This window comes from Xanthomonas bromi (genome assembly GCF_900092025.1).
GTDB lineage: Bacteria > Pseudomonadota > Gammaproteobacteria > Xanthomonadales > Xanthomonadaceae > Xanthomonas > Xanthomonas bromi.
Window position 1 is genome coordinate 1 of record NZ_FLTX01000033.1, and the last position, 22,300, is coordinate 22,300.

Below are 22,300 nucleotides of genomic sequence, written 5' to 3' on the forward strand. Positions count from 1 at the left end.
TGGCGATAGTTCGCTGACCGCCGGCTATGGCAGCACGCAGACCGCACGCAAGGGCAGCGACCTCACCACCGGCTATGGCAGCACCTCGACGGCCGGCGCCGACAGCACCTTGATCGCCGGCTATGGCAGCACCCAGACCGCCGGTGGAGACAGTTCGCTGACGGCGGGGTATGGCAGTACGCAAACCGCGCGCAAGGGCAGCGATCTCACCACCGGCTACGGCAGCACCTCGACGGCCGGCGCCGACAGCACCTTGATTGCCGGCTATGGCAGCACGCAAACCTCCGGTGGCGATAGTTCGCTGACCGCAGGGTATGGCAGCACACAAACCGCACGCAGCGGCAGCGATCTCACCACCGGCTATGGCAGTACCTCCACCGCCGGCGCCGACAGCTCGCTGATCGCGGGCTACGGCAGCACCCAGACGGCCGGGTTCAAAAGCTTTCTGACCGCCGGTTACGGCAGCACGCAGACCGCGCAAGAGCGCAGTACGCTCGTCACCGGCTATGGCAGCACGTCCACCGCCGGGCACGACAGTTCCTTGATCGCCGGCTACGGCAGTACCCAGACGGCGGGCTACAAGAGCATTCTCACCACCGGCTACGGCAGCACCCAGACCGCGCAGGAAAGCAGTTCGCTCATCGCCGGTTACGGCAGCTCGTCAATGGCCGGGCCCGACAGTTCGTTGATCGCCGGTTACGGCAGCACGCAGACGGCCGGCTACGAAAGTACGCTGACCGCCGGGTACGGCAGCACCCAAACCGCACAAAACAGTAGCTGGCTGATCACCGGCTATGGCAGTACCTCCACGGCCAGTTTTCAGAGCTCGCTGATTGCGGGGTACGGCAGTACCCAGACTGCTGGCTACGAAAGCACGCTGACCGCCGGTTACGGCAGCACCCAGACGGCGCAGGAAGTCAGTTGGCTCACCACCGGCTACGGCAGCACCCAAACCGCAGGACACGGCAGCATTCTGACGGCCGGCTATGGCAGCAATTCCACTGCCGGTTACGAAAGCACGCTGATCGCCGGCTATGGCAGTACCCAGACCGCCGGTTACGAAAGCACGCTGACGGCCGGCTACGGCAGCACGCTGACCGCACTGGAAAATAGCTCGCTCACCGCCGGCTACGGCAGCACCGAAATCGCCGGATTCTCCAGCACCTTGATCGCCGGTTACGGCAGTAGCCAAACCGCCGGTCGCGACAGCACGCTGACCGCCGGCTACGGCAGTACCTTGACCGCGCAAGACAACAGTTCGTTGACCGCCGGCTATGGCAGCACCGAGACCGCCGGCCAGGACAGCTCGCTGATCGCTGGTTACGGCAGCAATTTGACCAGCGGCGTGCGCAGCTATCTGACCGCCGGCTATGGCAGCAACCAGATCGCAAGTTACGGAAGCTCGTTGATCGCCGGGCATGAAAGCATCCAGATCGCCGGCCACCGCAGCATGCTGATCGCCGGCAAATTGAGCTCGCAGACCGCCGGATCGCGCAGCACGTTGATCGCCGGCAGGGGCAGCGTGCAGACCGCGGGCGACCGCTGCAAACTGATCGCCGGTGCCGACAGCACGCAGATCGCCGGCGACCGCAGCAAGTTGCTGGCCGGCAGCAATAGTTATCTCACTGCCGGAGATCGCAGCAAACTCACCGCAGGCGATAGCTGCACGTTGATGGCGGGCGATCGCAGTCGGTTGACCGCCGGAAAGGACAGTTTCCTCACCGCCGGCGCCAACAGCCGATTGATCGGCAGCATGGGATCCACGCTGACCGGCGGCGAAGACTCGGTGCTGATCTTCCGATGCTGGGACGGCAAGCGTTACACCAACATCATTGCCAAGACGGGAGAGCAGGGCGTCGAGGCCGACACCGCCTATCAGGTCGACGACGACAAAAACGTGGTGGAAAAATTCGACGATCCGTTCGACACGATCGAGCTCGCGCATATCGACGGGTCGATGCCGGCGATCGATGACCGACCGATCGCCCCATCACCGAACTGAGCGCGCAAGGCGCAAGCGGTTGCTAGTGCCGATGCATGGCTGCGGCCAACTGCCAATCACCGGCAGTTGGCCTGGCCGGATGCGGTGTGTTCCAGGCCGGGCATGCACGGTGGCGATGCGGAGCACTGACCTGCCGCGTGCAACGACGCTGCCGGCAGCGCGCTTGCGAGGCCCGATCTACGTCAGCCCGTACTCTTTCAGTTTCTTGCGCAAGGTCGCCCGATGGATGCCCAGCAGCGCCGCGGCGCGGCTCTGGTTGCCTTCGCAGTGATTGAGCACTTCGACGAACAACGGGATCTCCATTTCGCGCAACACGATTTCGTAAACGTCGTCTGCATCGCTGCCGTCCAGGTCGCGTAGATAACGGCGAACGGACTGGGCCACGTGTTCGCGCAGGGGCGACTTGGGGGCGCCACGACTGGTGTCAGGACGAGAGGGGGCTGCGTTCAAAGGAAGTTCCCAGTGTCACGAAGCCGGGACGCGTGGCCGGCCAGGGGGAGTGAGTCTAGCGCGTGACCTCATCGCTCGCCACGCCCATGTGGCGGTCGGGTGCGTTCACCTGAAGTCGAAACTGAAGGCGGCCGTGCTCGCGGCCGGTTCGCGCACGCGGAACGTCACCTGCACCGCCTGACCCGGCGCCAGCGTGTCCTGCGCAGCCGGCGCCTGGCCCAGATACTCCTTTGGCGACAGCACGCGGGTGCCGACCACCCGGCCGTCGGTATCGGACAGCGACAACTGCAGCCACGGCCAGGCCTGTGCCCAGCGCGCGTCGTTGCGGAAGCTGGCCTGGATCTGCAACACCCCGGCCGCGCCTGGCATCGGGCGCACGTCGCGGTTGAGCAGGGTCAGCGCCTCCGGCTCGCGCCAGGCGGGCAATGTGCAGCGCGCCAGCGTGCAAGCCGCGCTGACCAACGGCCGCCAGCGCGGGTGGGTGGCAAGGTGCGCGCGGTCGGCGATGACGACCTGCATCCCGAGCAAGCCCACCAGCCCGGCCAACAGCGCCCACTGACGGCCGCTGGCGCGCAGCCGCGGGCGGGCCATGCCGCGCCGCGCGAAGGCGGGCGCGGCCAAGGCCGGAGCGGGCAGGGGCTGGAACTGTGGCGTGGTGGCATCGTCGGGAGCGATGCGGGCATCGGCCTGCGCATCGTCGCCTGCCGGTGTGCTGGTTGCGGCGAGCTCGGTCGTTGCCGGGGCGGAATGGCTGGATGGGCGATCTGCGTGCGGCCGGCTGTCGCTCGTGTCGGCTAGCTGGCGGCTGCCTGTGGCTGGCGCACGTTGCTGCACTGAATCGCTGATGTCTCGCGCCCTGGGCGGATTTCGCTCCGCTAGCTCCGCGGCGGATGTAGCGGTCGCGGCCGGGGCCACGCCGTGATCTGCGGGCATAGCCTCCGCGGCGGCCGGCGTTGAGCGCGGCGTCTCGACCCTCGGCATGGGTGCTGGTGTGGCGGCTGGTGCGCTCGCCGTGTTGGCTGTTGTCGCGGTGTCGGCCGCGGGCAATCGTGCCTCGCCCGATCCTGCCGCCTGCGAACCCGCCTGACCGGGCGTGCCCGTTGCGCCCTGCGGCGACGGAACCACAGCTGCAGGAGGCGATGGCACACGCGGCGCCGGCGGCGCGTTCACCTCGGTCGGTGGTGCTGGCGGTACCGCAGAGCCCGGGGCAGGTGGCGCCTGCTCCGACGACTGCGCGGGCGGAACCACGGGCGTGGGAATCAGCGATGGAGCGGCCGGCGTCGCACGCAAGAACGTAGCCAGGGGGCGGCGCGGTGGCGGAGTCTCGGACATCGGCAGGCGTGCAGCGGGAAGACCCCTATTCAACCATGCCCACGTCGCAGGACGAACCCATGCCAACGGCGATGTGGTCAACCCGGAGAGGCGCACGCCTTCAGGTCTTCGCACCCGACCCCGGCCGTAATGGCGTCGTGGGTGTCAGCGCTGATGCCGAGCGTGCATCGCAGGGTGCATGTCATCGCCAAGACAACGCCTCATCCGTCAGGCACGTGAAGACGCCCGGCTCGGCCAACGATCAGCGAGCCGCAGCCAGCGCAATGTCGTCTTGGAAAATCAGCGCCAGTCGCGCCAGCTCGTCGAACCCCGAATCCCCGAACCCCGAACCCCGAACCCCGAACCCCGAACCCCGAACCCCGAACCCCGACTCAGCGCCTGCGCCGCGTCTTCCCCTCGGCCAGCAACAGATCCAGCAGGCCGCTGCGCTGGCGCGGTGCCAGGGTGTCGAAGCGCGTCAGCAGCACGCGTTGCTGGTCATCCAGGCGGCGGTATTGTGCCGGTTCTTCGGCAATGGCCGAGACCGGCGGGCCGAAAACGCGCTCGCCGCGGCCGGTGGCCAGGTATTCGAACGCCATGCCGCTGCGCTTGGCCAGGCCGATCAGGTTCTCTACCGACGGGGCGGTGCCCTCGGCCATCTCCCACTGCGCCACCGCACTGCGAGTGACGCCCAGTTCGCCGGCCAGGGCTTCCTGGGTCAGCTTGGTGAGGCTGCGGGCTTCGCGTACTCGTTCGTACAGCTTGCTCACACGGCACCGTTGGAAGGCAGGCAGGGCCGGGAGATATAGCCCTAGCTGCGCTTTAATATGGTTCGTATGTCTTTCATATCGCCATATGTTTGCGATACTGTCGTGCAGTCAATGATGTCTAGATCACAGCGAACTCAAGGAGGATGTTCATGGTCGAGCCTGCCGGTCCGAAACACGACCCACGCGCGCGCAGCACGCCCCCGCCCGCACATGCGCCATGGCCTGCGCATTCGCCAGTGGACCCTGCGGCAAACCGCTTTCGTGGTGCGGCCAGGTATCAGATCTGGCGGCGCGGCGACGCGTGGACCGCAGTGGCCGATGGTCCGCAGTGGTCAGCCGCGCTGGCGCCACGCATCTGGGCGCTGCGGGAGCGGTCCTGGTGGGTGCTCGCGGTGAGTACGCCGATAGTGGCCGTCGCCGGCGCAGTGGCGCTTGCCGGTGCACAGGCATGGTCGCCCGTGGCCTGGGCGGCGCTGCTGGTGGCCGAGGTGGTGCTGCGGGTTTGGGTGGCCCGGCGGGCCGGGCAGTGGCGCACGGCGGCGCTGCAACGCACCGGCTGGCAGCCGGTGACCCGGCTGCGGGCGATCAGTCGTGCCGATGCGGTGACCACTGCGCAGATTCGCGCCGGTCGGCCGCCGCGCTAGCCCGTGGGGCTTACGGGCGGCGAACAAGACCACCGTGCAACCGCCAAGCGGGCACAGCCGGTGCCCGGGACCGGCATGGGCCACGCGTCCACTGCGGTTCTAAGCGCGCCGTCCGCACCCACCTTACGATTGCTCGCGACGTTTTGCTAGCCGCTCTAAGTGCCGGATGCCGCGCGGCGCACGCCTTCGATGCGCATCCATTCGTCGTCGCGTTCGCAGCGCAGTTGCTCGAACCAGGGGGCATAACGTTCCAGCAATTCGTCTTCCTGGCCGTGCAAGATGCCCGACAGCGCAATCCGTCCGCCAGGGACCACGCGCGCGGCCAGGGTGTCGGCCAGCGCGTCCAGTGCCGGCGCCAGGATGTTGGCCACCACCACCTGGTAGGTCTGCACCGGCTCGTCCTGCGGCATGTACACCGCCAACTGCGCTTCCAGATCGTTGCGTTGCGCGTTGTCGGCGGTGGCCAGCAGTGCCTGCGGGTCGTAGTCCACGCCGACCGCGCGGATGGCGCCCAGCTTCAGCGCGGCGATCGCAAGAATGCCCGAGCCACAGCCGAAATCGAGCACGCTGCGGCCTTGCAGCTCACCGCTGACGGCCAGGCTGTCCAGCCAGCGCAGGCATAGCGCCGTGGTCTGATGCGTGCCCGAACCGTAGGCCAGGCCCGGATCCAGCCGCACCACGGCCGCGTCCGGGGCGCTGGTCGCCTCGGGCAGGTCTTGATTCCACGGCACGATAAAGGTGCGCGCGCCGAACTGCATCGGTTTGAACAGGTCGATCCAGGCGCGGATCCAGTCGCTGTCTTCGACCATGCGAAATCCCACCTGGCTCCAGTCCAGGCCCGGATCGAAGGCTTCCAGTGCCGCCAGCACCACCAGCGCGTCGCTGCCGCCATCGAACAGCGCGGTCATGGTCAGCCTGTCCCACAGCGGCATTTCGCCCACGCCGGGTTCGAGCAGAGCGCGCTCGTTGCTGGTATCGGCATCGGCATCGAGCATGGTCACCGCCAGTGCGCCAACGTCGTCCAGCGCATGCTGGAAACGGGGCAGGGTGACCTCGGAACAGGAAAGGGTCAGTTCAAGAAACGGCATCGTGTCGGTCGGGCAATTCGAAAGCACGCATCGTAGACGATTCGTGCCGGCATGCCTGCCGCCATGCGGGGGACTGCGGTCGTAGGCGCTATCGGTTCCAGTGGGATGCGTCGCCCCTGCGTGTGGTGCGAGGCACTGCTTTTCTCGATGTAGATCGGTTCCCTTCCAGGCAGGCTGCGTGCTGCTGGCGCTTGGATGAGTGAGCGGTGCTACCGCTTGCTTGCCACGCGCACCTGCGGTTGGATGTGTGTGCTGCGGAAGGCTGGAGATGTAGCTGCTGCGTTCGCATTGAAGCTGATGACGCTGCGATGCAATCGAACACGGCTTGCCTGCCTGTAGCGTTGAAGCAGGCACAAGGGCCGTCGCACCGTTGCGAATGCTTGCAAACGCGTCTGCAGACAGCGACCCGTCGGCCGCAGTGCTGGCGCAGTGCGTGTTATCCGTTGCACTCGCCCACAACGCGACGACGCTGCAATCCCACGACGCAGCGTCGGGGACGTGAGGTCGCCAAAGGGCAGACGCGGCCCGCGCGCGATCGCTTCGACATGTGCTGCCGTGCGGATGCAAAACCCGCGAAGGTCAACCCGGAAACGCGCAGCCGATCCACCAGGGCTTCCAACCACTGCGCCATCAAGCAACCGACCAACCGACCACGCCACGATCATCAATGCACAGCCCACAGCGCAACCAAATGCCTGCAGCGCGCCACTCACCTATATTCCGCGCAGGTCATCAATCGCATGTCTCGCCCTTTCCGCACCCTGCGCTGGCAGCGTCCGCTTGGCAGCGGGCGTGCGCATGGGCGGGTGCTAGACTCCGCGCCGTCGCTGCGGGGGTTTCCGCAGCAGGGTCGCCGCCGTTCATGCCGCTTGCTCGTGCCCGCCATCTCTGGCTGCTGCTCGCTCCCGCTGCGCTTGCGGTGGCTGCGTGGTGGCATGTGCGTGCGCAGCCGGCCGAGCCTGCTGCTGACCGGGCGGTGCCCGTTGCCGTACGCATGACGCAGGTCGGCGCTGCCGTACCGCAGCTGCACGCGGTGACAGAGCGTGGCACGGGGCTGCAGTTGCCACACCCCGATGCGGTGGGCGCGCAACCGGATCTGTATCGCTATGCGCAGCAATTGCAGCAGCAGGTGCGTGCCGGCGATGCGCAGGCACGGTGGCGGTTGAGCCGTGTCTACGATTACTGCGCGTCCTATGCGGCCAGCCCGTCCGGCTACGCCGCCGACAGCGCATGGATCGCAGCGCAACACACTCCGGGCGTGGCGGCGATGCATGCCGCACGCGAACGTGTGGCGCAACGCTGCGCCGGCTTTGCTCCCACCGACGGTCTGAGCCCGCGCGTGGTCGCGCAGCAACGCCAGGCCGCGGCGCGCGCCGGCAGCCTGGCCGCCGAGGCCGCTTTGCTGGCGCTGGGCGAACCGTTGCACGCCTCGCCCGGCTACAAGCGCGCGCTGGTGCAACGCGTGCTGGCCTCGCGCGACCCCGAGGCCTACCTGGCCCTGGCCCCGGCGATGGGCGCGCGCGCCAGCGGCGACGACAGCCTTCAAGGCTATGTGGCCGGCGATCAATTCGCCGAGCTGGCCTGGCAAGTGGCCGCATGTCGGCTGGGGTTGGATTGCAGCCCCGACAGCACCTTGGTCACCAGTTATTGCGCCAACGCGGGCATCTGCTCGCGCGACAGCGCGCAGGATTTTGTGTCATTCGTATTCGATGCCGCGGTGCCGCGGCAGGGAGCAGACAGGATGGATGAGATGGTCGATACATTGGTCTCCGATCCGGGAGCGCAGTCATGAATTACCGTCGGTTGGCGCATGGCGCCAAGTTCTGGTTATGGGTTGCGTTGTTCGTGGCGTATTCGGCGGCTGCAGTGGGCATCGTGATGATCGATACGGCCGATCACCGCTATCAGCCGCTGTCGGTGAAGTCCACCAGCGTCACCGCCGACGAACAGCAGCGACGGCATGGCGCAAGCCAGGTCGCTGCGGTGTACCGCGCCAGCAGCGCCATGCCGTTTTCTACCTTGCCCGCCGGCTCGACCTTCCAGGTGGTGTGGCCGGACGGCTCGACCGAAACCATGACCGTGGTCGACCCGTCATCGGCCAGCGGCATCGTGCCCGTGCCGGGCAGCCAGCAGGCGCCTGCGCCGGGGCGGTGAGTCGTGCGGGATGTTGCGCGCCAGCGGGACTGAAGCCGCTGCATCCGCTGGTGCGCGCTGCCCGGACACCCGATCGCCGCTGCGCCCGCACACCCATCCTCTATCGACGATGGAGCTGCGTTACCGGTCCGGCAACGGTGCGGTCATGGCATGCGCAGTGCCGCAGCGCAGCGGCGCAAGCTAACGAAAAAGCCCGGTTTCCCGGGCTTTTTGTTCTTCATCGACGCAGTGACAAAGACGATCAGGTCAACGCGATCGACTTGTTCTTGCGCTCGGCCAGGCGCTTTTCCAGGTAGTGAATGTTCTGCCCGCCGGCCTGGAAACCCTTGTCGCGCATGATGCGCTGCTGCAGCGGGATGTTGGTCTTGATGCCGTCCACCACCATCTCGCTCAGCGCCACGCGCATGCGCGCGATCGCGGTCTCGCGGTCGGGGCCGTGCACGATCAGCTTGCCGATCATCGAGTCGTAGTTCGGCGGCACCTTGTAGCCGGCGTAGATGTGCGTATCCACGCGCACACCCGGACCACCGGGCGGATGGAAGGCGGTGATCAGGCCCGGGTTGGGCATGAAGGTTTCCGGGTCTTCGGCATTGATGCGGCACTCGATCGCATGCCCGCGCAGCACGATGTCGCTCTGCTTGATGCTGAGCTTGTGGCCGGCGGCGATGCGCAACTGCTCGCAGACCAGATCGATGCCGGTGATGCGCTCGGTGACCGGGTGCTCCACCTGGATACGCGTGTTCATTTCGATGAAGTAAAAACGCCCGCCTTCGAACAGGAACTCGAAGGTGCCCGCACCGCGGTAGCCGATGCGGATGCAGGCATCCACGCACACCTTGCCGATTTCAGCGCGCAGTTCGTCGGTGATGCCCGGTGCCGGCGCTTCTTCCACCACCTTCTGGTGGCGGCGTTGCATCGAGCAATCGCGTTCGCCCAGATGGATCGCACCGCCCTGGCCATCGGCGAGTACCTGGATTTCCACGTGACGCGGATTCTCCAGGAACTTCTCCATGTAGACCTGATCGTTGCTGAAAGCAGCCTTGGCTTCGGACTTGGTGGTTTCGATCGCAGCCTTCAACGCCGCTTCCGAATGCACCACGCGCATGCCGCGTCCGCCGCCGCCGCCGGCGGCCTTGATGATCACCGGGTAGCCGATTTCGCGCGCCACCTTGGTGTTGGCGACGATATCGTCGCCCAGCGGGCCGCCCGAGCCGGGCACGCACGGCACGCCGGCGGCCTTCATCGCGCGGATCGCTTCCACCTTGTCGCCCATCAGGCGGATGGTGTCGGCCTTGGGGCCGATGAAGATGAAGCCGGATTCTTCCACGCGCTCGGCAAAGTCGGCGTTTTCCGACAAAAAGCCGTATCCGGGATGGATGGCCTGCGCATCGGTGACCTCGGCCGCGGCGATCAACGCCGGGATGTTGAGGTAACTGTCGCTGGACGCGGCCGGGCCGATGCACACCGACTCGTCGGCCATGGCCACGTGCTTGAGGTTACGGTCGACCGTGGAATGCACCGCGACCGTGCGGATGCCGAGCGTGTGGCACGCGCGCAGGATGCGCAGCGCGATTTCACCTCGGTTGGCGATGACGACTTTATCGAGCATGGGAATAGGGAGTCGAGAATGGGGAATGGGGAGAAGCGGGCATCATGGTGCGGCTCCACGTTTGCGTAAGGCATTCATCAATGCGGTGAGCTTGGCGAAGACCTGGTCGACTTGGCGGCCGACAATGTCGTCGTCTTCGGTGCTGCTATAGCCCAGGCGTGCGGCAATCTGCACTTGCGTATCGAGTTCTGACAGCGAACCCCGCGCGATCGACAGAAAGCGCGCGTAGTCGGGAGTGGAGCGCCGCGCAGCACCTTCGGCGATGTTGGACGGAATACTGATCGCCGAACGGCGCAGTTGCGCGGTTAGTCCATAGCGCTCCTGCTCGGGAAAGACTTCGGTCAGTCGGTAGACCATCTCAACTCACTCCATGGAATCGCGCCACGCCTCCAGACGTTCATGAGGCCGCTTTGCCGATTCCCGATTCTCCACTCCCGATTCCCGGCGCTTCAGCCAATCACAAACAACGGCTGATCGAATTCCACCGGCTGGCCGGTTTCGCCGAGGATGGCGACGATGGTGCCGGCGGCGTCGGCTTCGATCGGGTTGAACATCTTCATCGCTTCGATGATCGCCAGGGTGTCGCCGACCTTGACCTGCTGGCCCACGGTGACGAAGGCCGGCTTGTCGGGCGAGGGCGAGGTGTAGAACGTGCCGACCATCGGCGCGCGCAGCACGTGGCCTTCCGGTAGCGCGGCGACGTGCTTGGCACCACCGGTGGAGGCTTCGGTGGGCGACTGCATCGGCATGGTGGCCGCGGCCGGCGCCTGCGCGGCGGGGGCCGGCGCGTATTGCTGCACTGGCGCGCTCATCATCGCCGTGCCCTTGGGCACGCGCGCCAGGCGCACACTTTCTTCGCCTTCCTTGATCTCGATTTCGGCGAGATTGGATTCTTCGAGCAGGTCGATCAGTTTCTTGATTTTGCGGAGATCCATAAGGGCCTCTGGAAGTGAAACGGTGGGGAGTGCCGGCGGATGCCGGCGGAATGGGGTCAGGACACCGGCGCGCTGGCCGAGGCCGGTGCTGCAGGGGTCATGCGTCGCGCTCCAGGCGCGCGATCACCGCTTCCAGCGCCAACCGGTAGCTGTCGGCGCCGAAGCCGCAGATCACGCCGTCGGCCTTGTCGCTGAGGTAGCTGTGGTGGCGGAACGGTTCGCGCGCATGCGGATTGGACAGATGAATTTCCACGAACGGCAGCCCCACGCCCAGCAGCGCGTCGCGCAGCGCCACCGAGGTATGGGTGAAGGCGGCCGGGTTGATCAGGATGTAGGCGGTGCCGTCCTCGCGCGCAGCGTGGATGCGCTCCACCAGCACGTGCTCGGCGTTGGACTGCAGGCAGGCCAGCGCGTGTCCGGCCGCCTGCGCGCGGTCTACCAGGGCCGCATCGATCTGCGCCAGCGTGGTACGCCCATAGACCTCCGGCTCGCGGGTGCCGAGCAGGTTGAGGTTGGGGCCATGCAACAGCAGCAGATGGGCCATGGGATCCGGTAGAGCGGAAAGGCCGGAAGTCTGCGCGATGTCGCCGATGCTGTCCAGTTCGACGAACTTAGGTCTGTTTAAAGCAAATGTTTTAAATCTGGAATGGTTTTTGGTACCGGCGAACGGTGGCGGTATCGGTGCGCCGGCAGTCGTAGCGCCAGCCGCTGGGCGCAGAGCCGATGCGCGCGGGGCGGGTACCCCGCCGTATTCATCCGGTGCGCAGCGGTTGCGTGCGCTGCGCTGCGTGCGCCGGTGCGCCGACGCGGTACCTACCGCTGTCTGCATCCTCCACTGTCAGGTGTCGAAATGTTGTGCCGGTGGCAGCAGTTTGGTAAGTGCTTCGCTTCAGCTGAAGGTAGATCAAGGCGACGATGCGGCACGCGAGGTGCGTGTCGCGTGGAGATCTCGGCTCAAAACCGCGGCGCCGGGCCGGACAAGGCCGTCTCTCCAGATGCGGTACGAGCAGCGCAACCGATCCCGTCGGCAGCGACGCGTCATGCAGCAACCCGCCGTCCCCGCTGATGCGCATCGCACGCATTCAGGCATCGCAGGTGTCAGGCCCACCGAACGGGGCTCATCGCGCAGCCTGGCGCAGCGCATCCATCGCTGATGGCAGCGGTTAGCAATGCCCGCAGATCGCTAGCCGAGCGCGGGAACCGTAGAGCATGAGCCAGGTCCACCGAACCGGCGCCGCAACGCGCAGCCAGGCGTTCTGGCAACTGCGCGGGTCAGCCAAGCTGGCCTGGGGCTCCGGCGGAGCCCCCTAGGCTGTCGACCACAGACCCAACTGCCCCGACTCGCGCCTTACCGCGCTGCGCGCAGCAAGGCATCCTCGGTGATCGCTCCGGTCAGCACGGTCGGAAGGATCGCCGGTGGGGCGCCGGGGCCGTAGACCACGTACAGCGGCACGCCGACGGCCTGGTGCTCGTCCAGGAAGGTGCTGATGGCGGGGTCGACATTGGTCCAGTCGCCCTTCATGTAGACCGCATCGACGCGGCGCAGCGCATCGCGGAAGGCGGGGCTGCTGAGCACGTTCTTTTCGTTGGCCTTGCAGGTCACGCACCAGTCGGCGGTCATGTTGACGAACACCACGCGGTTGTCGGCGCGCAGACGGTCCAGCAACTGCGGCGAGAACGCCACCACACCCTCGGCCGCGGTGGCGGCCGGCAGGCTCAGGCGCGTCACCGCGACCACCGGCACCAGCGCCAGCACCAGCATCGCCGTGGCCAGGCCAATGCCCAGGCGGTGGCTCTTCCAGCGGCTGCGTTCGAAACACCACAGCCCCAGCGCCAGCAGGGTGGCGCCGATCAGCATCAGGGCCAGCGCGTCCACGCCGCGCTGCTTGCCCAGCACCCACAACAACCAGATCGCGGTGAGATACATCGGGAACGCCAGCACCTGCTTGAGCGTCTCCATCCACGCCCCGGGGGTGGGCAGACGCCGCGCCAGCGAGGGCACGAAGCCGATCAGCAGGAACGGCAGCGCCAGCCCCAGGCCCAGCGCCATGAACACCAGCATCGCCAGCAGCGCGGGCGCGGTAAACGCATACGCCAGCGCGGTGCCCATGAACGGCGCGATGCAGGGGCTGGCAACCACGCAGGCCAGCACGCCGGTGAAAAAGTCGCCCAGCGGGCCGTTACGTGCGGCCAGCGACTGGCCGATGCCGCCCAGGTTGCTGCCCAGCGTGAACACGCCCGACAGGCTCAGCCCCACGGCGAACATCAGATACGCCAGCGCGGCCACGAACCACGGCTGCTGCAGCTGGAAGCCCCAGCCGGCTGCCTGCCCGGCCGCACGCAAGCCGATCACCAGCCCGCCGATGGCGGCGAAGGACACCAGCACGCCCAGCGAGTACCAGATGGCATGGCTGCGTGCATGGCTGCGGCTCTCGCCGCTGTGCGCCAGGCCCAGCACTTTCAGCGACAGGATCGGCAACACGCAGGGCATCAGGTTCAGTACCAGCCCGCCGAGCAGCGCCAGCGCCAGCATCGCCAGCAGGCCCTTGTCGGTATGTGGCGGCGGGGTGCGCTCCGGATTGCCGGCCGAGGCGTCGGCGACTGGCACGGCAGGGCTGGCAGCGGGTTCGGCCGGTGCCTGGCCGGCGGCCAGCGGCGAAATCATCAGTGGTGCGGCCTGCGCCTGGTTCTGCGGCGACACCGTCCCGGCCGGCACATCGAGGGCGACACGGCGGGTCATCGGCGGGTAGCAGATGCCGTCGGTCTGGCAGCCCTGGAACGTGGCCACCAGGGTCACGTGGGCCGGGTCGGGGTGGTCGCGCAGCAGCGGCAAGGTCACTTCGGCCTGGTCGAAATACACCACGACATCACCGAAGTGTTCGTCGCGGTGGGCCTTGCCCTGCGGCCAGCGCGGCAGCCCGGTGCGCACGCCGCCGGGGCCTTCCAGCGCCAGCGAGGTGCGGTCGCGGTAGATGTAATAGCCCGGCGCCGGCGTGAAGCGCAGCAGCAGGCTATTGCCGTCGCCGACGATGGCTTCGAAGTTGAACGCCTGCTCGGCCGGCAGCGGCAGCGCATCCACGCCGGCGGTCTGCCCCGTGGCACCGAACAGGCGCGGGCCTGCTGCGCTGCGCGGCACCAGCGCGCCCAGATTTTCGCGTTGTGGGGCGGTGGTCGGCGTACCGGCCGCGGCGGCGGGCAGGGTGACGCGGATCTCGCGCCGCTGCGGCGGGTAGCACACCCCGGCGTCGGCGCAACCCTGGTATTGCACCTGCAAGACGGCGGTTTGCGCGGCCGGGTCGGCCTTGCCGGCCAGGGTGGCCCGCAGTTGCTCGCGGTAGGTCTGCACCTGGCCGAAGAACTCGTCGTGCTTGCTCTCGCCTTCCGGCAACGCCAGTTCGCCGGCGGCAAAGCCCTGCCCGGATTTGACGCTGATGCGGTGGCGATACAGGTAGTAGCCCGGCGCGATTTTCCAGCTCAGTGCGATGCGGTCGCGGCTGTCGGCGGTGGCGCTCAGCGCGAAGGCCTGGTTCACCGGCAGCAGGTCGGCTTCGGTCACCGCGGCCTGTGCGGGGGCAGGCGCCAGCACCGCCAGCGGTGCCGCGAACACGGGGGCGACCAATAACGCGCAGCGTGCGATCCAGCGGGACAGAGACTTCATGGACGTCAGAATTCCTTGCGGGTCTCGGCCCGGACCCAATCGAGATACGCCGGCAGCCCGGCGCTGGCTTGGACAGCGACCGCTTCCGGCAGTTCATACGGATGCAAGGCCTGCAGCCGTGCGATGGCGTCGGGCAGGCAGTCGTCCCAGGTCTTGATCAGCAACTGCACTTCGGTGCTGCGCTCGATCGCGCCATTCCAGCGGTACAGCGACTGGGCGCCGGGCAGTTGGGTGACGCAGGCCGCCAGCCGCTCGTCGAGCAAGGCCTGCGCGATGCGATCGGCGCTGTCGGCATCCGGGCAGGTGCTGAATAACAAGTGGAGGGAAGATGCGCTCATTCGATCGGGGGAGTGTAATCCCCTGTCTGCGGGGGATCGACCGCAGATTTCGGAACAAGGCGTTAACTTCGGCAGACCGGCTGACCATCGTGCGCAAGCGAACCTACGTTTTCGCTCGCCACCCCACGAGGTTTCGGCCGCGATGCGCAATCGTGCGGCACTGTCGGGTTGAATCAAGCAAAGGTGCGATCGATCAGATTCGATCGACGGCGTGCCGCCTGCCGGCATCCCGTGCCCGGACAGTGCTAGCCGCGCAACCCAATCCACCGGCCCGACGCACCACGCGTCGGGCCGGTGGGTCTCAGTTGGCCAGCTGGCAGCTGGCCGGCTTGGCCGAATTGAACAGGCTGGCGGTGGCCCATTCCGGGTGATCGACGAACGGGTTGCGGTTGCCCTGGAAGCTGAAGATCACCTGGTTGCGGGCGCGCTCGGCATCGTCCGGCGGGTCGGCCTGGTGCCAGGCCAGCAGGGTGGATAGCAGGCCCATGTAAGCCGGCGAGGCCGCGGTCTGCACGATCTTGCTGCGGTCGTCGGTGAGCTCCAGGTCCGGCTCGGACTGCCCGGTGGCCGCATCGGTGCCGCCCTCGTAGCGGATGGCCATGTACATCACCGCGCGTGCCATATCGCCCTTGCGCCGGGCCCACACCTCGAAGGTGCCGCCATTGCCGTCCGGCGTGCGCACCCAGTTGGAATTGCCCGGGTAACGCCCGCTGCCGCCGCCACTGCCGTCGTTGACCTCGGTCACCCGCTCGCCGCAGCCGCTGGTGCAGGTGGCGTAGGGCTTGTTGCCGCGGTCGGCGTTGAAGCTGGTGTCGGTCAGGTACAGCATGTGGGTGTCGGTGTAGGGCGCGTACGGCAGGCCGCGGTCGCCGGTGGCGCTGCCGAAGCCCAGCGAGTTGGGCCAGGTGTGCTCGCGGTTGTAGGTCAGCCCGCTGCCGGTGCCGGCGCGGTCGCCGACCTTGGCATAGCTGCGGTTGCGGTAGGCGTCGAGGATGCGGCCGCTGTTGTTGGGGTCCTCGTCGGCCATCTCCAGGATGGTCCAGGTGCTGGTGCCGCTGCCGCTGTACGGGTACACCGTGTGGCCGCGGATGGTGGCGTTGAGCGAGCAGCGCAGCTGGCTGGGGCTGGCGGTGTTCACCCGCGAGTAGTAACCGGTGCCGCCGCCGCTGGCGGTCGCCACGGTGAAGGCGATCGACTGATTGGCCGCCGGGCTCAGCCCGCTGGCATCGCGGATGGCGCTGGCGGTGATCGCCAGGGTGCAGCGCTCGCCGCCGACCAGCGCGGTATTGGTGGACAGGGTGAAGCGGGTGCCGCTGGTCGGGTAGCTGAGCGCCACCGTGCCGGAGCTGGCGCAGCTCAGCGCGAAGGCGCCGCTGCCCAGCGTCACCGCTTCGCTGAAGCCCACGCTCAGATCGCCGGCGGCCGGGAAGCCGCTCGCGCCCTGGGTCGGGGTGGTGCTGGTGATCGTCGGTGCGGCGCCGGTTTCGCCGCCACCGCCGCTGCCGTTGAAGGTCTGGTCGCGGTTGCAGGCGCCAAAGGTCTGCGCCGCCGAGCCCGCCCAGCTGAAGTTGGCCGTGGCACTGCTGGTGCCGGTGAGCTGCAGCGAACTACCGACCGCGCTGTTGTTGCTTTCGCTGACCGGCAGGTTCTGGCTGGTCACGCCGGCGGCCGGGCCACCGCTGCCGGTGATGGCGCCTTCGTAGCTGAGGAACTGCAGCAGTTGGCCGCTCGGGTCCACCAGCGCCACGCCGTCGTTGGGCCCGTTCTGCACGCCGTTGCTGGCGTCGCTGACGGTGGCCACGCGCACCTGGCTGCCGCAGCTGACCGGGCTGCCGGCCGGAACCGCCGTGTTGGCATAGACCGTCGCTGCACCGGGCGCGCTGCCGTTGTACAGATAGAGGCGGTAGCCGCTCAGCGACTCGCCAGCGGTGGCCACCACTTCCACGCCTTCGCCGCTATCGCCGGAGGCGCCTGCGTCGTCGTAATGCAGTTCGTTGATGAACACTGCCGCATTGGCGGAGGTGACGGTCAGCGCAAACGCGCAGGCCAGGGGAAGGGTGCAATGCAGGGACCAGCGCAGGGGGAAAACACGGGCACGGGACGGCAACCTCATCGACAGCTCCTTGTGATCGGGGAATGCGTTCCCGACTCTAGGGCCTGCACATGACAAAGGATGGAACCTGGTTCCATTTTTAGAGCGAGTGATCCGCGGCCTGCAGGATCGCGGGGGCGGGGCGACCAGCTCCGAATCGGCACGTGTACGATCGCCTGCAGCGAGCGACGGCACCCGCGCGTTGTGTTCGCCCTCCTGTGCGCTACCCATGCCCGCCCGGCAACGGTTCGCTGTGTTTTGGCGCTGCTGCCCGGCCTCCGAATGAGACCGGTCGAAGAAATTTTTTTGCGCCCTGCCCTTGAAACCCGCCCGCCCAGCACAATCTCTGGCCCGCACCCGCTCTGTCGGGTTTTTTCCGCGCGCTGTGCTGGCAGTCGTGACATACGAGTGCTAACATCGCCGATAATTTCCAGACCAATCAAACACTTAAGAGGGTCTTTCTGTATGAGCATCAAGCCGCTTCACGACCGCGTTGTAGTCAAGCCGATCGAAGCCGATGAAGTTTCCGCCGGCGGCATCGTGATCCCGGACTCCGCCAAGGAAAAGTCCACCAAGGGTGAAGTCGTCGCCATCGGCGCCGGCAAGCCCCTGGACAACGGCAGCCTGCGCGCGCCGGTGGTCAAGGTTGGCGACAAGGTCATTTACGGCCAGTACGCCGGCAGCAGCTACAAGTCCGAAGGCGTCGAGTACAAGGTGCTGCGCGAAGACGACATCCTGGCCGTCATCGGCTGATCAGGCGCTGCGCGCCGGGAATCGGGAGTAGGGAATCGGGAATCGGCAGAGCGGCCAACGCCCTCGCCATCCCACCCACCCCCGATCTCCGCCCTTGATTGACCGATTTTCCATTCCCCATTCCCAATTTCCGGAGTTACAACCAATGGCTGCTAAAGACATTCGTTTCGGTGAAGACGCACGTACCCGCATGGTTCGTGGCGTCAACGTGCTTGCCAATGCCGTGAAGGCCACCCTGGGCCCGAAGGGCCGCAACGTCGTGCTCGAAAAGAGCTTCGGCGCGCCGACCATCACCAAGGACGGCGTCTCCGTCGCCAAGGAAATCGAACTGGCTGACAAGTTCGAGAACATGGGCGCGCAGATGGTCAAGGAAGTTGCTTCCAAGACCAACGACAACGCTGGCGACGGCACCACCACCGCCACCGTGCTGGCTCAGGCCCTGATCCGCGAAGGCGCCAAGGCCGTGGCCGCCGGCATGAACCCGATGGATCTCAAGCGCGGTATCGACCAGGCCGTCAAGGCCGCCGTCATCGAGCTGAAGAACATCTCCAAGCCCACCACCGACGACAAGGCGATTGCCCAGGTCGGCACCATCTCGGCCAACTCGGACGAATCGATCGGCAACATCATTGCCGAAGCGATGCAGAAGGTCGGCAAGGAAGGCGTGATCACCGTTGAAGAAGGCTCGGGCCTGGAAAACGAGCTGGACGTGGTCGAGGGCATGCAGTTCGATCGCGGCTACCTCTCCCCGTACTTCATCAACAACCAGCAGAGCCAGTCGGCCGACCTGGACGACCCGTTCATCCTGCTGCACGACAAGAAGATCTCCAACGTGCGCGACCTGCTGCCCGTGCTGGAAGGCGTAGCCAAGGCCGGCAAGCCGCTGCTGATCGTCGCTGAAGAAGTCGAAGGCGAAGCGCTGGCGACCCTGGTGGTCAACACCATCCGTGGCATCGTCAAGGTCGTGGCCGTCAAGGCACCGGGCTTCGGCGACCGTCGCAAGGCGATGCTGGAAGACATGGCCGTGCTGACCGGCGGCACCGTGATCTCCGAGGAAGTGGGTCTGGCGCTGGAGAAGGCGACCATCAAGGACCTGGGCCGTGCCAAGAAGGTGCAGGTCTCCAAGGAAAACACCACGATCATCGATGGCGCCGGCGATTCGGCCGCGATCGAGTCGCGCGTCGGCCAGATCAAGACCCAGATCGAAGACACCTCGTCCGATTACGACCGCGAGAAGCTGCAGGAACGCGTGGCCAAGCTGGCCGGCGGCGTTGCAGTGATCAAGGTCGGCGCGTCGACCGAAATCGAAATGAAGGAAAAGAAGGCCCGCGTCGAAGACGCCCTGCACGCCACCCGTGCAGCCGTCGAAGAAGGCGTGGTCCCGGGCGGCGGCGTGGCCCTGGTGCGTGCGCTGGTGGCCGTCGGTAACCTGACCGGTGCCAACGAAGACCAGACCCACGGCATCCAGATCGCCCTGCGCGCGATGGAAGCCCCGCTGCGCGAAATCGTGGCCAATGCCGGCGAAGAGCCGTCCGTGATCCTGAACAAGGTCAAGGAAGGCACCGGCAACTACGGCTACAACGCCGCCAACGGCGAGTTCGGCGACATGGTCGAATTCGGCATTCTGGACCCGACCAAGGTGACCCGTTCGGCACTGCAGAACGCCGCCTCGATCGCCGGCCTGATGATCACCACCGAAGCCATGGTGGCCGATGCACCGAAGAAGGACGAGCCGGCAATGCCGGCCGGCGGTGGCATGGGTGGCATGGGCGGCATGGATTTCTGATCCGCGCCTCTTAGGCTGTTGCAGTAAAAAAAACCCCGCCGTTCGGCGGGGTTTTTTATGCGCGTCACTCACGCTTGCGCATGCACGCGGCAGTTGCCGATGATCGGCGGTCGTGCCGTCAGGACGAGGGCGCTGTGCTGGTTGCGGCCTGATCCGGCGACGGATGCGTGTGCGCAGGCGAGCGTTGCTCAGGCGATGCGCTGGTTGCGGCGAACGCAGCGGCGTCGTTCGTCTCTTCGATATCGGCGATGTCGTCGATCTCGGTGATCGTGACGCTGCTGCTGGGCCTGGTCTGCGCCTGCGCGCCGGCGTCCTCGATCACCTGCAGGGCGATTTCGCCGACCCGCTGCGCGTACTCCTGTGCCTGTTCCGGTGACAGGCTTTGCACATATCTGGCCGTGTCTTCCACGTTCTGGATGAGCTCCTCGGGCGAGGACGGCATGCGGGTTGCGAGCGCGGTGCCGTCGGGTCCTTTGAAGACCCGCATGACCTGGGCCCCGCCCCAGTTCATCGCCAGCTCTGCGCCACGCGCCATCGGGCCCGGCATGGTCATCGACATCAGCGACATGATCGCGCCGGCGTAGTAGGGCGATGCCGACGAGGATTCGATCAGGCTCTTGTCTGCGAAGGTCTTGGACAGTTTCTCCACGCCCAGGGCCAGCGCCATCACCAAGCTGCCGGAGCACATGGCCTTGAAGCGCTCCATTGCGTCCTGACGGGTCGCATGTGCATTGACCGCCGACTGCATCATCACCGCCGTCACAACAATAGTGTCCGCAACCAGGTCCACCGTCCCGATGCGGTCGGGCTGGATCAGGTAGACCGTCAGCCCGGTCACTCCGGCCCCCAGCAATGCCAATGCCAGCTTGGGGGCAATGTCGTGGTTGGTCACCTGGCGCGGGATGGTGGCTTGCTGATCCTGGTTCTGATTCTGGTCCACTTGCAGCGCAGTGCTCAGTCGCTTGCTGCATCGGTCCAGCGTCTCCAGCAGGTGCGTGCACTGGGCATTGAGCGTGCGGGTGAGCTCTTGCCCTTGGCTCGGATCGGTGAACGCGCGACGTGCCTGTTGAAACGCTTCCCGGCCATTCTCCAGCGCGGCGCAGATCTCGTTGAGTTGCGTGCGCAGCTGCGCGCTGATCTGGCCGGGCGTCAGGCGTGCGCGCAACCACTGCGCCTGGCTCTGAAAACCGGCGCTTTCTGCAATGCCGGCGCCCAGATGCGACACCTTGTGTTGCAGTCGATTGCCCAGCACGTTGAGGCTGTTCCAGAGGAAGGGCGTGAGCACCATCGCCGCGCAAGCCATCGATGCGGCCGCGGCAAATCCCAGGTTGTTTTCCACGGTTTCGGCTTGGTGCCGGATGGATGGGTTGCCGAATTTCTTGGGCAGTTCGGTGGTGAGAAACAATCCATTGAGCAAAATGGCGTAGAAGTGCATTTCGTTGGCGTCGCGCCCCAGCTGCCCGCCCATCAGTGGGAACGGAAGCCCGTCGGCGGTGGGGCGCAGCGCAGAGGCCGAGAGCGTCATCACGCCCTTGGTCGCCCCGGCGATGGAATAGGCGAAGGTCTTGGTCTGGTTGCCCAGCAACGGACTGGGGACGACCAGGGGCCAGAGATTGACCAGGTTGGCCAGCGACTTCAGCGCCCGCCCTGCCGCAGGTGTGCCGTGCTCCAGCGGCTGCAGCGCGTCTTCCACGGCCTTGATGTCGCCGAGCAATTGCTGACGGAAGCGTGCTTCCAGACCGGTTGCCGCTTCGATGGTATCGCGCAGCTGGGTGATCTGCTGGCGGCACGCGGCCAGGCTGTGTGGCCCGCTGTGTTCCGGGTCGGTGTCACGCACCATCTGCAGAAATGCGGGATCGTCCGCATGGATCTGCAACATGGTGCGCAGGTCCGCCAGCGACCAGAGATCGGACGCCCCTTTTGCTAGCGTCGCGTAAGCCTTCCGAACCCCGCTTGCCAACGCACTGTTCGCGCGCGTGGCAATTGTCGCGGCGGTGGACGGGCCGGAGCCGCGTTCGGGTGAAGGGGACTGTGTGTCAGGGTCGTGCAAGGCCATCGGCGAAGCGCCGTGCTCGGAGTCGGCGCTGGACGCGCGCGAACGGCTGCGCGGAGTGAGCGCCGACAGGCCGGGGTGGAGCGGCGTTTGCGTCGGCGATGCAGGGGTGGCAGTGTCGAAGACGGAGGCGCTGTCCGTCTGGACCTCGTGCAATGGCGGGAGAGAAGAGGGGCCTGCGGCTTGCTTTTTGATCTCCATGGAGGGGGTTCCTTGATGAGGTGAATGACCAGCTCGCACTGGCTGGCGCGCGTGCATCATTCGAACAAACCTGCCTGGCCGTTATAACGCGGTGCGAAGTGCTGCATTGCAGAAAGAATCGACGAAATAACACGATGGCATAAAGTGATTGCGCGACAGCTCGCCTGCCGGCGAAGAGCCGTCCGTGGTTCTGAACAAGGTCAAGGAAGGCACCGGCAACGACGGCGACAACGCCGCCATGGTCGAATTCGGCATCCTGGACCCGACCAAGGTCACCCGTTCGGCGCTGCAGAACGCCGCCTCGATCGCCGGTCTGATGATCACCACCGAAGCCATGGTGGCCGATGCACCGAAGAAGGACGAGCCGGCAATGCCGGCCGGCGGTGGCATGGGCGGCATGGATTTCTGATCCAGCCCCACCGGTTGTCTGTTTGACGAAAAACCCCGCACGTGGCG

At 66.5% G+C, this 22,300-nt stretch carries 18 protein-coding genes, 1 other RNA gene and 1 pseudogene; 8 read left to right on the top strand and 12 right to left on the bottom strand.

The genetic code is table 11. From position 1 onward, the window contains the following. A partial coding sequence (locus XBLMG947_RS10405) for a beta strand repeat-containing protein (protein WP_425479273.1) occupies window positions 1-2,002 on the top strand: 2,002 nt, incomplete at its 5' end. A 177-nt stretch (window positions 2,003-2,179) separates the two neighbouring features. On the opposite strand, the gene fis is transcribed toward XBLMG947_RS10405, so the two are convergent. From fis to XBLMG947_RS10420, 3 genes are all read right to left on the bottom strand, one after another. Next, window positions 2,180-2,452, bottom strand: coding sequence for a DNA-binding transcriptional regulator Fis (fis, locus tag XBLMG947_RS10410; RefSeq protein WP_025981816.1), 273 nt, complete (start codon window positions 2,450-2,452; stop codon window positions 2,180-2,182). A 105-nt stretch (window positions 2,453-2,557) separates the two neighbouring features. Next, window positions 2,558-3,784 (bottom strand): DUF3426 domain-containing protein, encoded by a 1,227-nt coding sequence (locus XBLMG947_RS21510; RefSeq protein WP_181093193.1) that lies wholly within the window; start codon window positions 3,782-3,784, stop codon window positions 2,558-2,560. Window positions 3,785-4,155: 371 nt separating this feature from the next. Then, window positions 4,156-4,533 (bottom strand): helix-turn-helix transcriptional regulator, encoded by a 378-nt coding sequence (locus tag XBLMG947_RS10420; protein WP_064629881.1) that lies wholly within the window; start codon window positions 4,531-4,533, stop codon window positions 4,156-4,158. 143 nt (window positions 4,534-4,676) lie between these two features. Here XBLMG947_RS10420 and XBLMG947_RS10425 point away from each other — a divergent pair, with 143 nt between their 5' ends. Together XBLMG947_RS10425 and XBLMG947_RS10430 are read left to right on the top strand one after the other, a co-directional pair. After that, window positions 4,677-5,177 (top strand): hypothetical protein, encoded by a 501-nt coding sequence (locus XBLMG947_RS10425; RefSeq protein ID WP_065468386.1) that lies wholly within the window; start codon window positions 4,677-4,679, stop codon window positions 5,175-5,177. A gap of 75 nt (window positions 5,178-5,252) precedes the next feature. Next, a non-coding RNA gene (locus XBLMG947_RS10430) (sX9 sRNA) lies at window positions 5,253-5,329 on the top strand. Window positions 5,330-5,332: 3 nt separating this feature from the next. On the opposite strand, the gene prmA is transcribed toward XBLMG947_RS10430, so the two are convergent. Beyond that, a complete protein-coding gene (prmA, locus tag XBLMG947_RS10435; protein ID WP_065468388.1) occupies window positions 5,333-6,265 on the bottom strand; it encodes a 50S ribosomal protein L11 methyltransferase in 933 nt (310 codons plus the stop codon). Window positions 6,266-7,127: 862 nt separating this feature from the next. Between prmA and XBLMG947_RS10440 the strand changes: the two genes are divergently transcribed. Together XBLMG947_RS10440 and XBLMG947_RS10445 are read left to right on the top strand one after the other, a co-directional pair. Next, window positions 7,128-8,057: a hypothetical protein gene (locus XBLMG947_RS10440; RefSeq protein WP_065468390.1), complete on the top strand. Its 930-nt coding sequence runs from the start codon at window positions 7,128-7,130 to the stop codon at window positions 8,055-8,057. After that, entirely contained in the window at window positions 8,054-8,419 is a 366-nt protein-coding gene (locus XBLMG947_RS10445; protein ID WP_065468392.1) for a hypothetical protein, read from the top strand. Before XBLMG947_RS10440 ends, XBLMG947_RS10445 begins: the two co-directional genes overlap by 4 nt. A gap of 241 nt (window positions 8,420-8,660) precedes the next feature. Here the strand turns inward: XBLMG947_RS10445 and accC are convergent, their stop codons facing one another. The 7 genes from accC to XBLMG947_RS10480 all read right to left on the bottom strand — a co-directional run bounded on the left by accC (window position 8,661) and on the right by XBLMG947_RS10480 (window position 17,072). After that, window positions 8,661-10,028 carry an acetyl-CoA carboxylase biotin carboxylase subunit gene (gene accC / locus XBLMG947_RS10450; protein ID WP_065468394.1) on the bottom strand — a complete coding sequence of 456 codons (1,368 nt, stop codon included), beginning with the start codon at window positions 10,026-10,028 and terminating at the stop codon, window positions 8,661-8,663. A gap of 42 nt (window positions 10,029-10,070) precedes the next feature. Then, window positions 10,071-10,385, bottom strand: a complete 315-nt coding sequence (locus tag XBLMG947_RS10455) for a four helix bundle protein (RefSeq protein ID WP_065468396.1) — start codon at window positions 10,383-10,385, stop codon at window positions 10,071-10,073. 92 nt (window positions 10,386-10,477) lie between these two features. Next, window positions 10,478-10,963 carry an acetyl-CoA carboxylase biotin carboxyl carrier protein gene (gene accB / locus XBLMG947_RS10460; RefSeq protein ID WP_065468398.1) on the bottom strand — a complete coding sequence of 162 codons (486 nt, stop codon included), beginning with the start codon at window positions 10,961-10,963 and terminating at the stop codon, window positions 10,478-10,480. Between the two features lie 97 nt (window positions 10,964-11,060). Next, a complete protein-coding gene (aroQ, locus tag XBLMG947_RS10465; RefSeq protein WP_065468400.1) occupies window positions 11,061-11,507 on the bottom strand; it encodes a type II 3-dehydroquinate dehydratase in 447 nt (148 codons plus the stop codon). Between the two features lie 804 nt (window positions 11,508-12,311). Further along, complete coding sequence (locus XBLMG947_RS10470) at window positions 12,312-14,621, bottom strand: protein-disulfide reductase DsbD family protein (RefSeq protein ID WP_065468402.1); 2,310 nt, start codon at window positions 14,619-14,621, stop codon at window positions 12,312-12,314. 5 nt (window positions 14,622-14,626) lie between these two features. Then, on the bottom strand, window positions 14,627-14,959 hold the full coding sequence (cutA, locus tag XBLMG947_RS10475) for a divalent-cation tolerance protein CutA (RefSeq protein WP_065468404.1): 333 nt from the start codon (window positions 14,957-14,959) through the stop codon (window positions 14,627-14,629). 301 nt (window positions 14,960-15,260) lie between these two features. Beyond that, entirely contained in the window at window positions 15,261-17,072 is a 1,812-nt protein-coding gene (locus XBLMG947_RS10480) for an endonuclease (RefSeq protein ID WP_065468406.1), read from the bottom strand. A 444-nt stretch (window positions 17,073-17,516) separates the two neighbouring features. Between XBLMG947_RS10480 and XBLMG947_RS10485 the strand changes: the two genes are divergently transcribed. Then, a complete protein-coding gene (locus tag XBLMG947_RS10485) occupies window positions 17,517-17,804 on the top strand; it encodes a co-chaperone GroES (RefSeq protein WP_003483210.1) in 288 nt (95 codons plus the stop codon). Between the two features lie 145 nt (window positions 17,805-17,949). Continuing rightward, window positions 17,950-19,590 (top strand): chaperonin GroEL, encoded by a 1,641-nt coding sequence (gene groL, locus XBLMG947_RS10490; protein WP_039421754.1) that lies wholly within the window; start codon window positions 17,950-17,952, stop codon window positions 19,588-19,590. A 118-nt stretch (window positions 19,591-19,708) separates the two neighbouring features. On the opposite strand, the gene xopX is transcribed toward groL, so the two are convergent. Then, window positions 19,709-21,844: a XopX family type III secretion system effector gene (xopX, locus tag XBLMG947_RS10495; protein ID WP_065468408.1), complete on the bottom strand. Its 2,136-nt coding sequence runs from the start codon at window positions 21,842-21,844 to the stop codon at window positions 19,709-19,711. 166 nt (window positions 21,845-22,010) lie between these two features. Here xopX and groEL point away from each other — a divergent pair. Continuing rightward, window positions 22,011-22,253: pseudogene (gene groEL / locus XBLMG947_RS10500) on the top strand (chaperonin GroEL); the annotation flags it as partial. Window positions 22,254-22,300: the final 47 nt, after the last annotated feature.

Bases quoted from the DNA above. Each gene is read 5' to 3' on its own strand.
- XBLMG947_RS21510 (WP_181093193.1), bottom strand. From the start codon at position 3,784: ATGTCCGAGACTCCGCCACCGCGCCGCCCCCTGGCTACGTTCTTGCGT.
- XBLMG947_RS10425 (WP_065468386.1), top strand. From the start codon at position 4,677: ATGTTCATGGTCGAGCCTGCCGGTCCGAAACACGACCCACGCGCGCGC.
- prmA (WP_065468388.1), bottom strand. From the start codon at position 6,265: ATGCCGTTTCTTGAACTGACCCTTTCCTGTTCCGAGGTCACCCTGCCC.
- XBLMG947_RS10440 (WP_065468390.1), top strand. From the start codon at position 7,128: ATGCCGCTTGCTCGTGCCCGCCATCTCTGGCTGCTGCTCGCTCCCGCT.
- XBLMG947_RS10445 (WP_065468392.1), top strand. From the start codon at position 8,054: ATGAATTACCGTCGGTTGGCGCATGGCGCCAAGTTCTGGTTATGGGTT.
- accC (WP_065468394.1), bottom strand. From the start codon at position 10,028: ATGCTCGATAAAGTCGTCATCGCCAACCGAGGTGAAATCGCGCTGCGC.
- XBLMG947_RS10455 (WP_065468396.1), bottom strand. From the start codon at position 10,385: ATGGTCTACCGACTGACCGAAGTCTTTCCCGAGCAGGAGCGCTATGGA.
- accB (WP_065468398.1), bottom strand. From the start codon at position 10,963: ATGGATCTCCGCAAAATCAAGAAACTGATCGACCTGCTCGAAGAATCC.
- aroQ (WP_065468400.1), bottom strand. From the start codon at position 11,507: ATGGCCCATCTGCTGCTGTTGCATGGCCCCAACCTCAACCTGCTCGGC.
- XBLMG947_RS10470 (WP_065468402.1), bottom strand. From the start codon at position 14,621: ATGAAGTCTCTGTCCCGCTGGATCGCACGCTGCGCGTTATTGGTCGCC.
- cutA (WP_065468404.1), bottom strand. From the start codon at position 14,959: ATGAGCGCATCTTCCCTCCACTTGTTATTCAGCACCTGCCCGGATGCC.
- XBLMG947_RS10480 (WP_065468406.1), bottom strand. From the start codon at position 17,072: ATGAGGTTGCCGTCCCGTGCCCGTGTTTTCCCCCTGCGCTGGTCCCTG.
- XBLMG947_RS10485 (WP_003483210.1), top strand. From the start codon at position 17,517: ATGAGCATCAAGCCGCTTCACGACCGCGTTGTAGTCAAGCCGATCGAA.
- groL (WP_039421754.1), top strand. From the start codon at position 17,950: ATGGCTGCTAAAGACATTCGTTTCGGTGAAGACGCACGTACCCGCATG.
- xopX (WP_065468408.1), bottom strand. From the start codon at position 21,844: ATGGAGATCAAAAAGCAAGCCGCAGGCCCCTCTTCTCTCCCGCCATTG.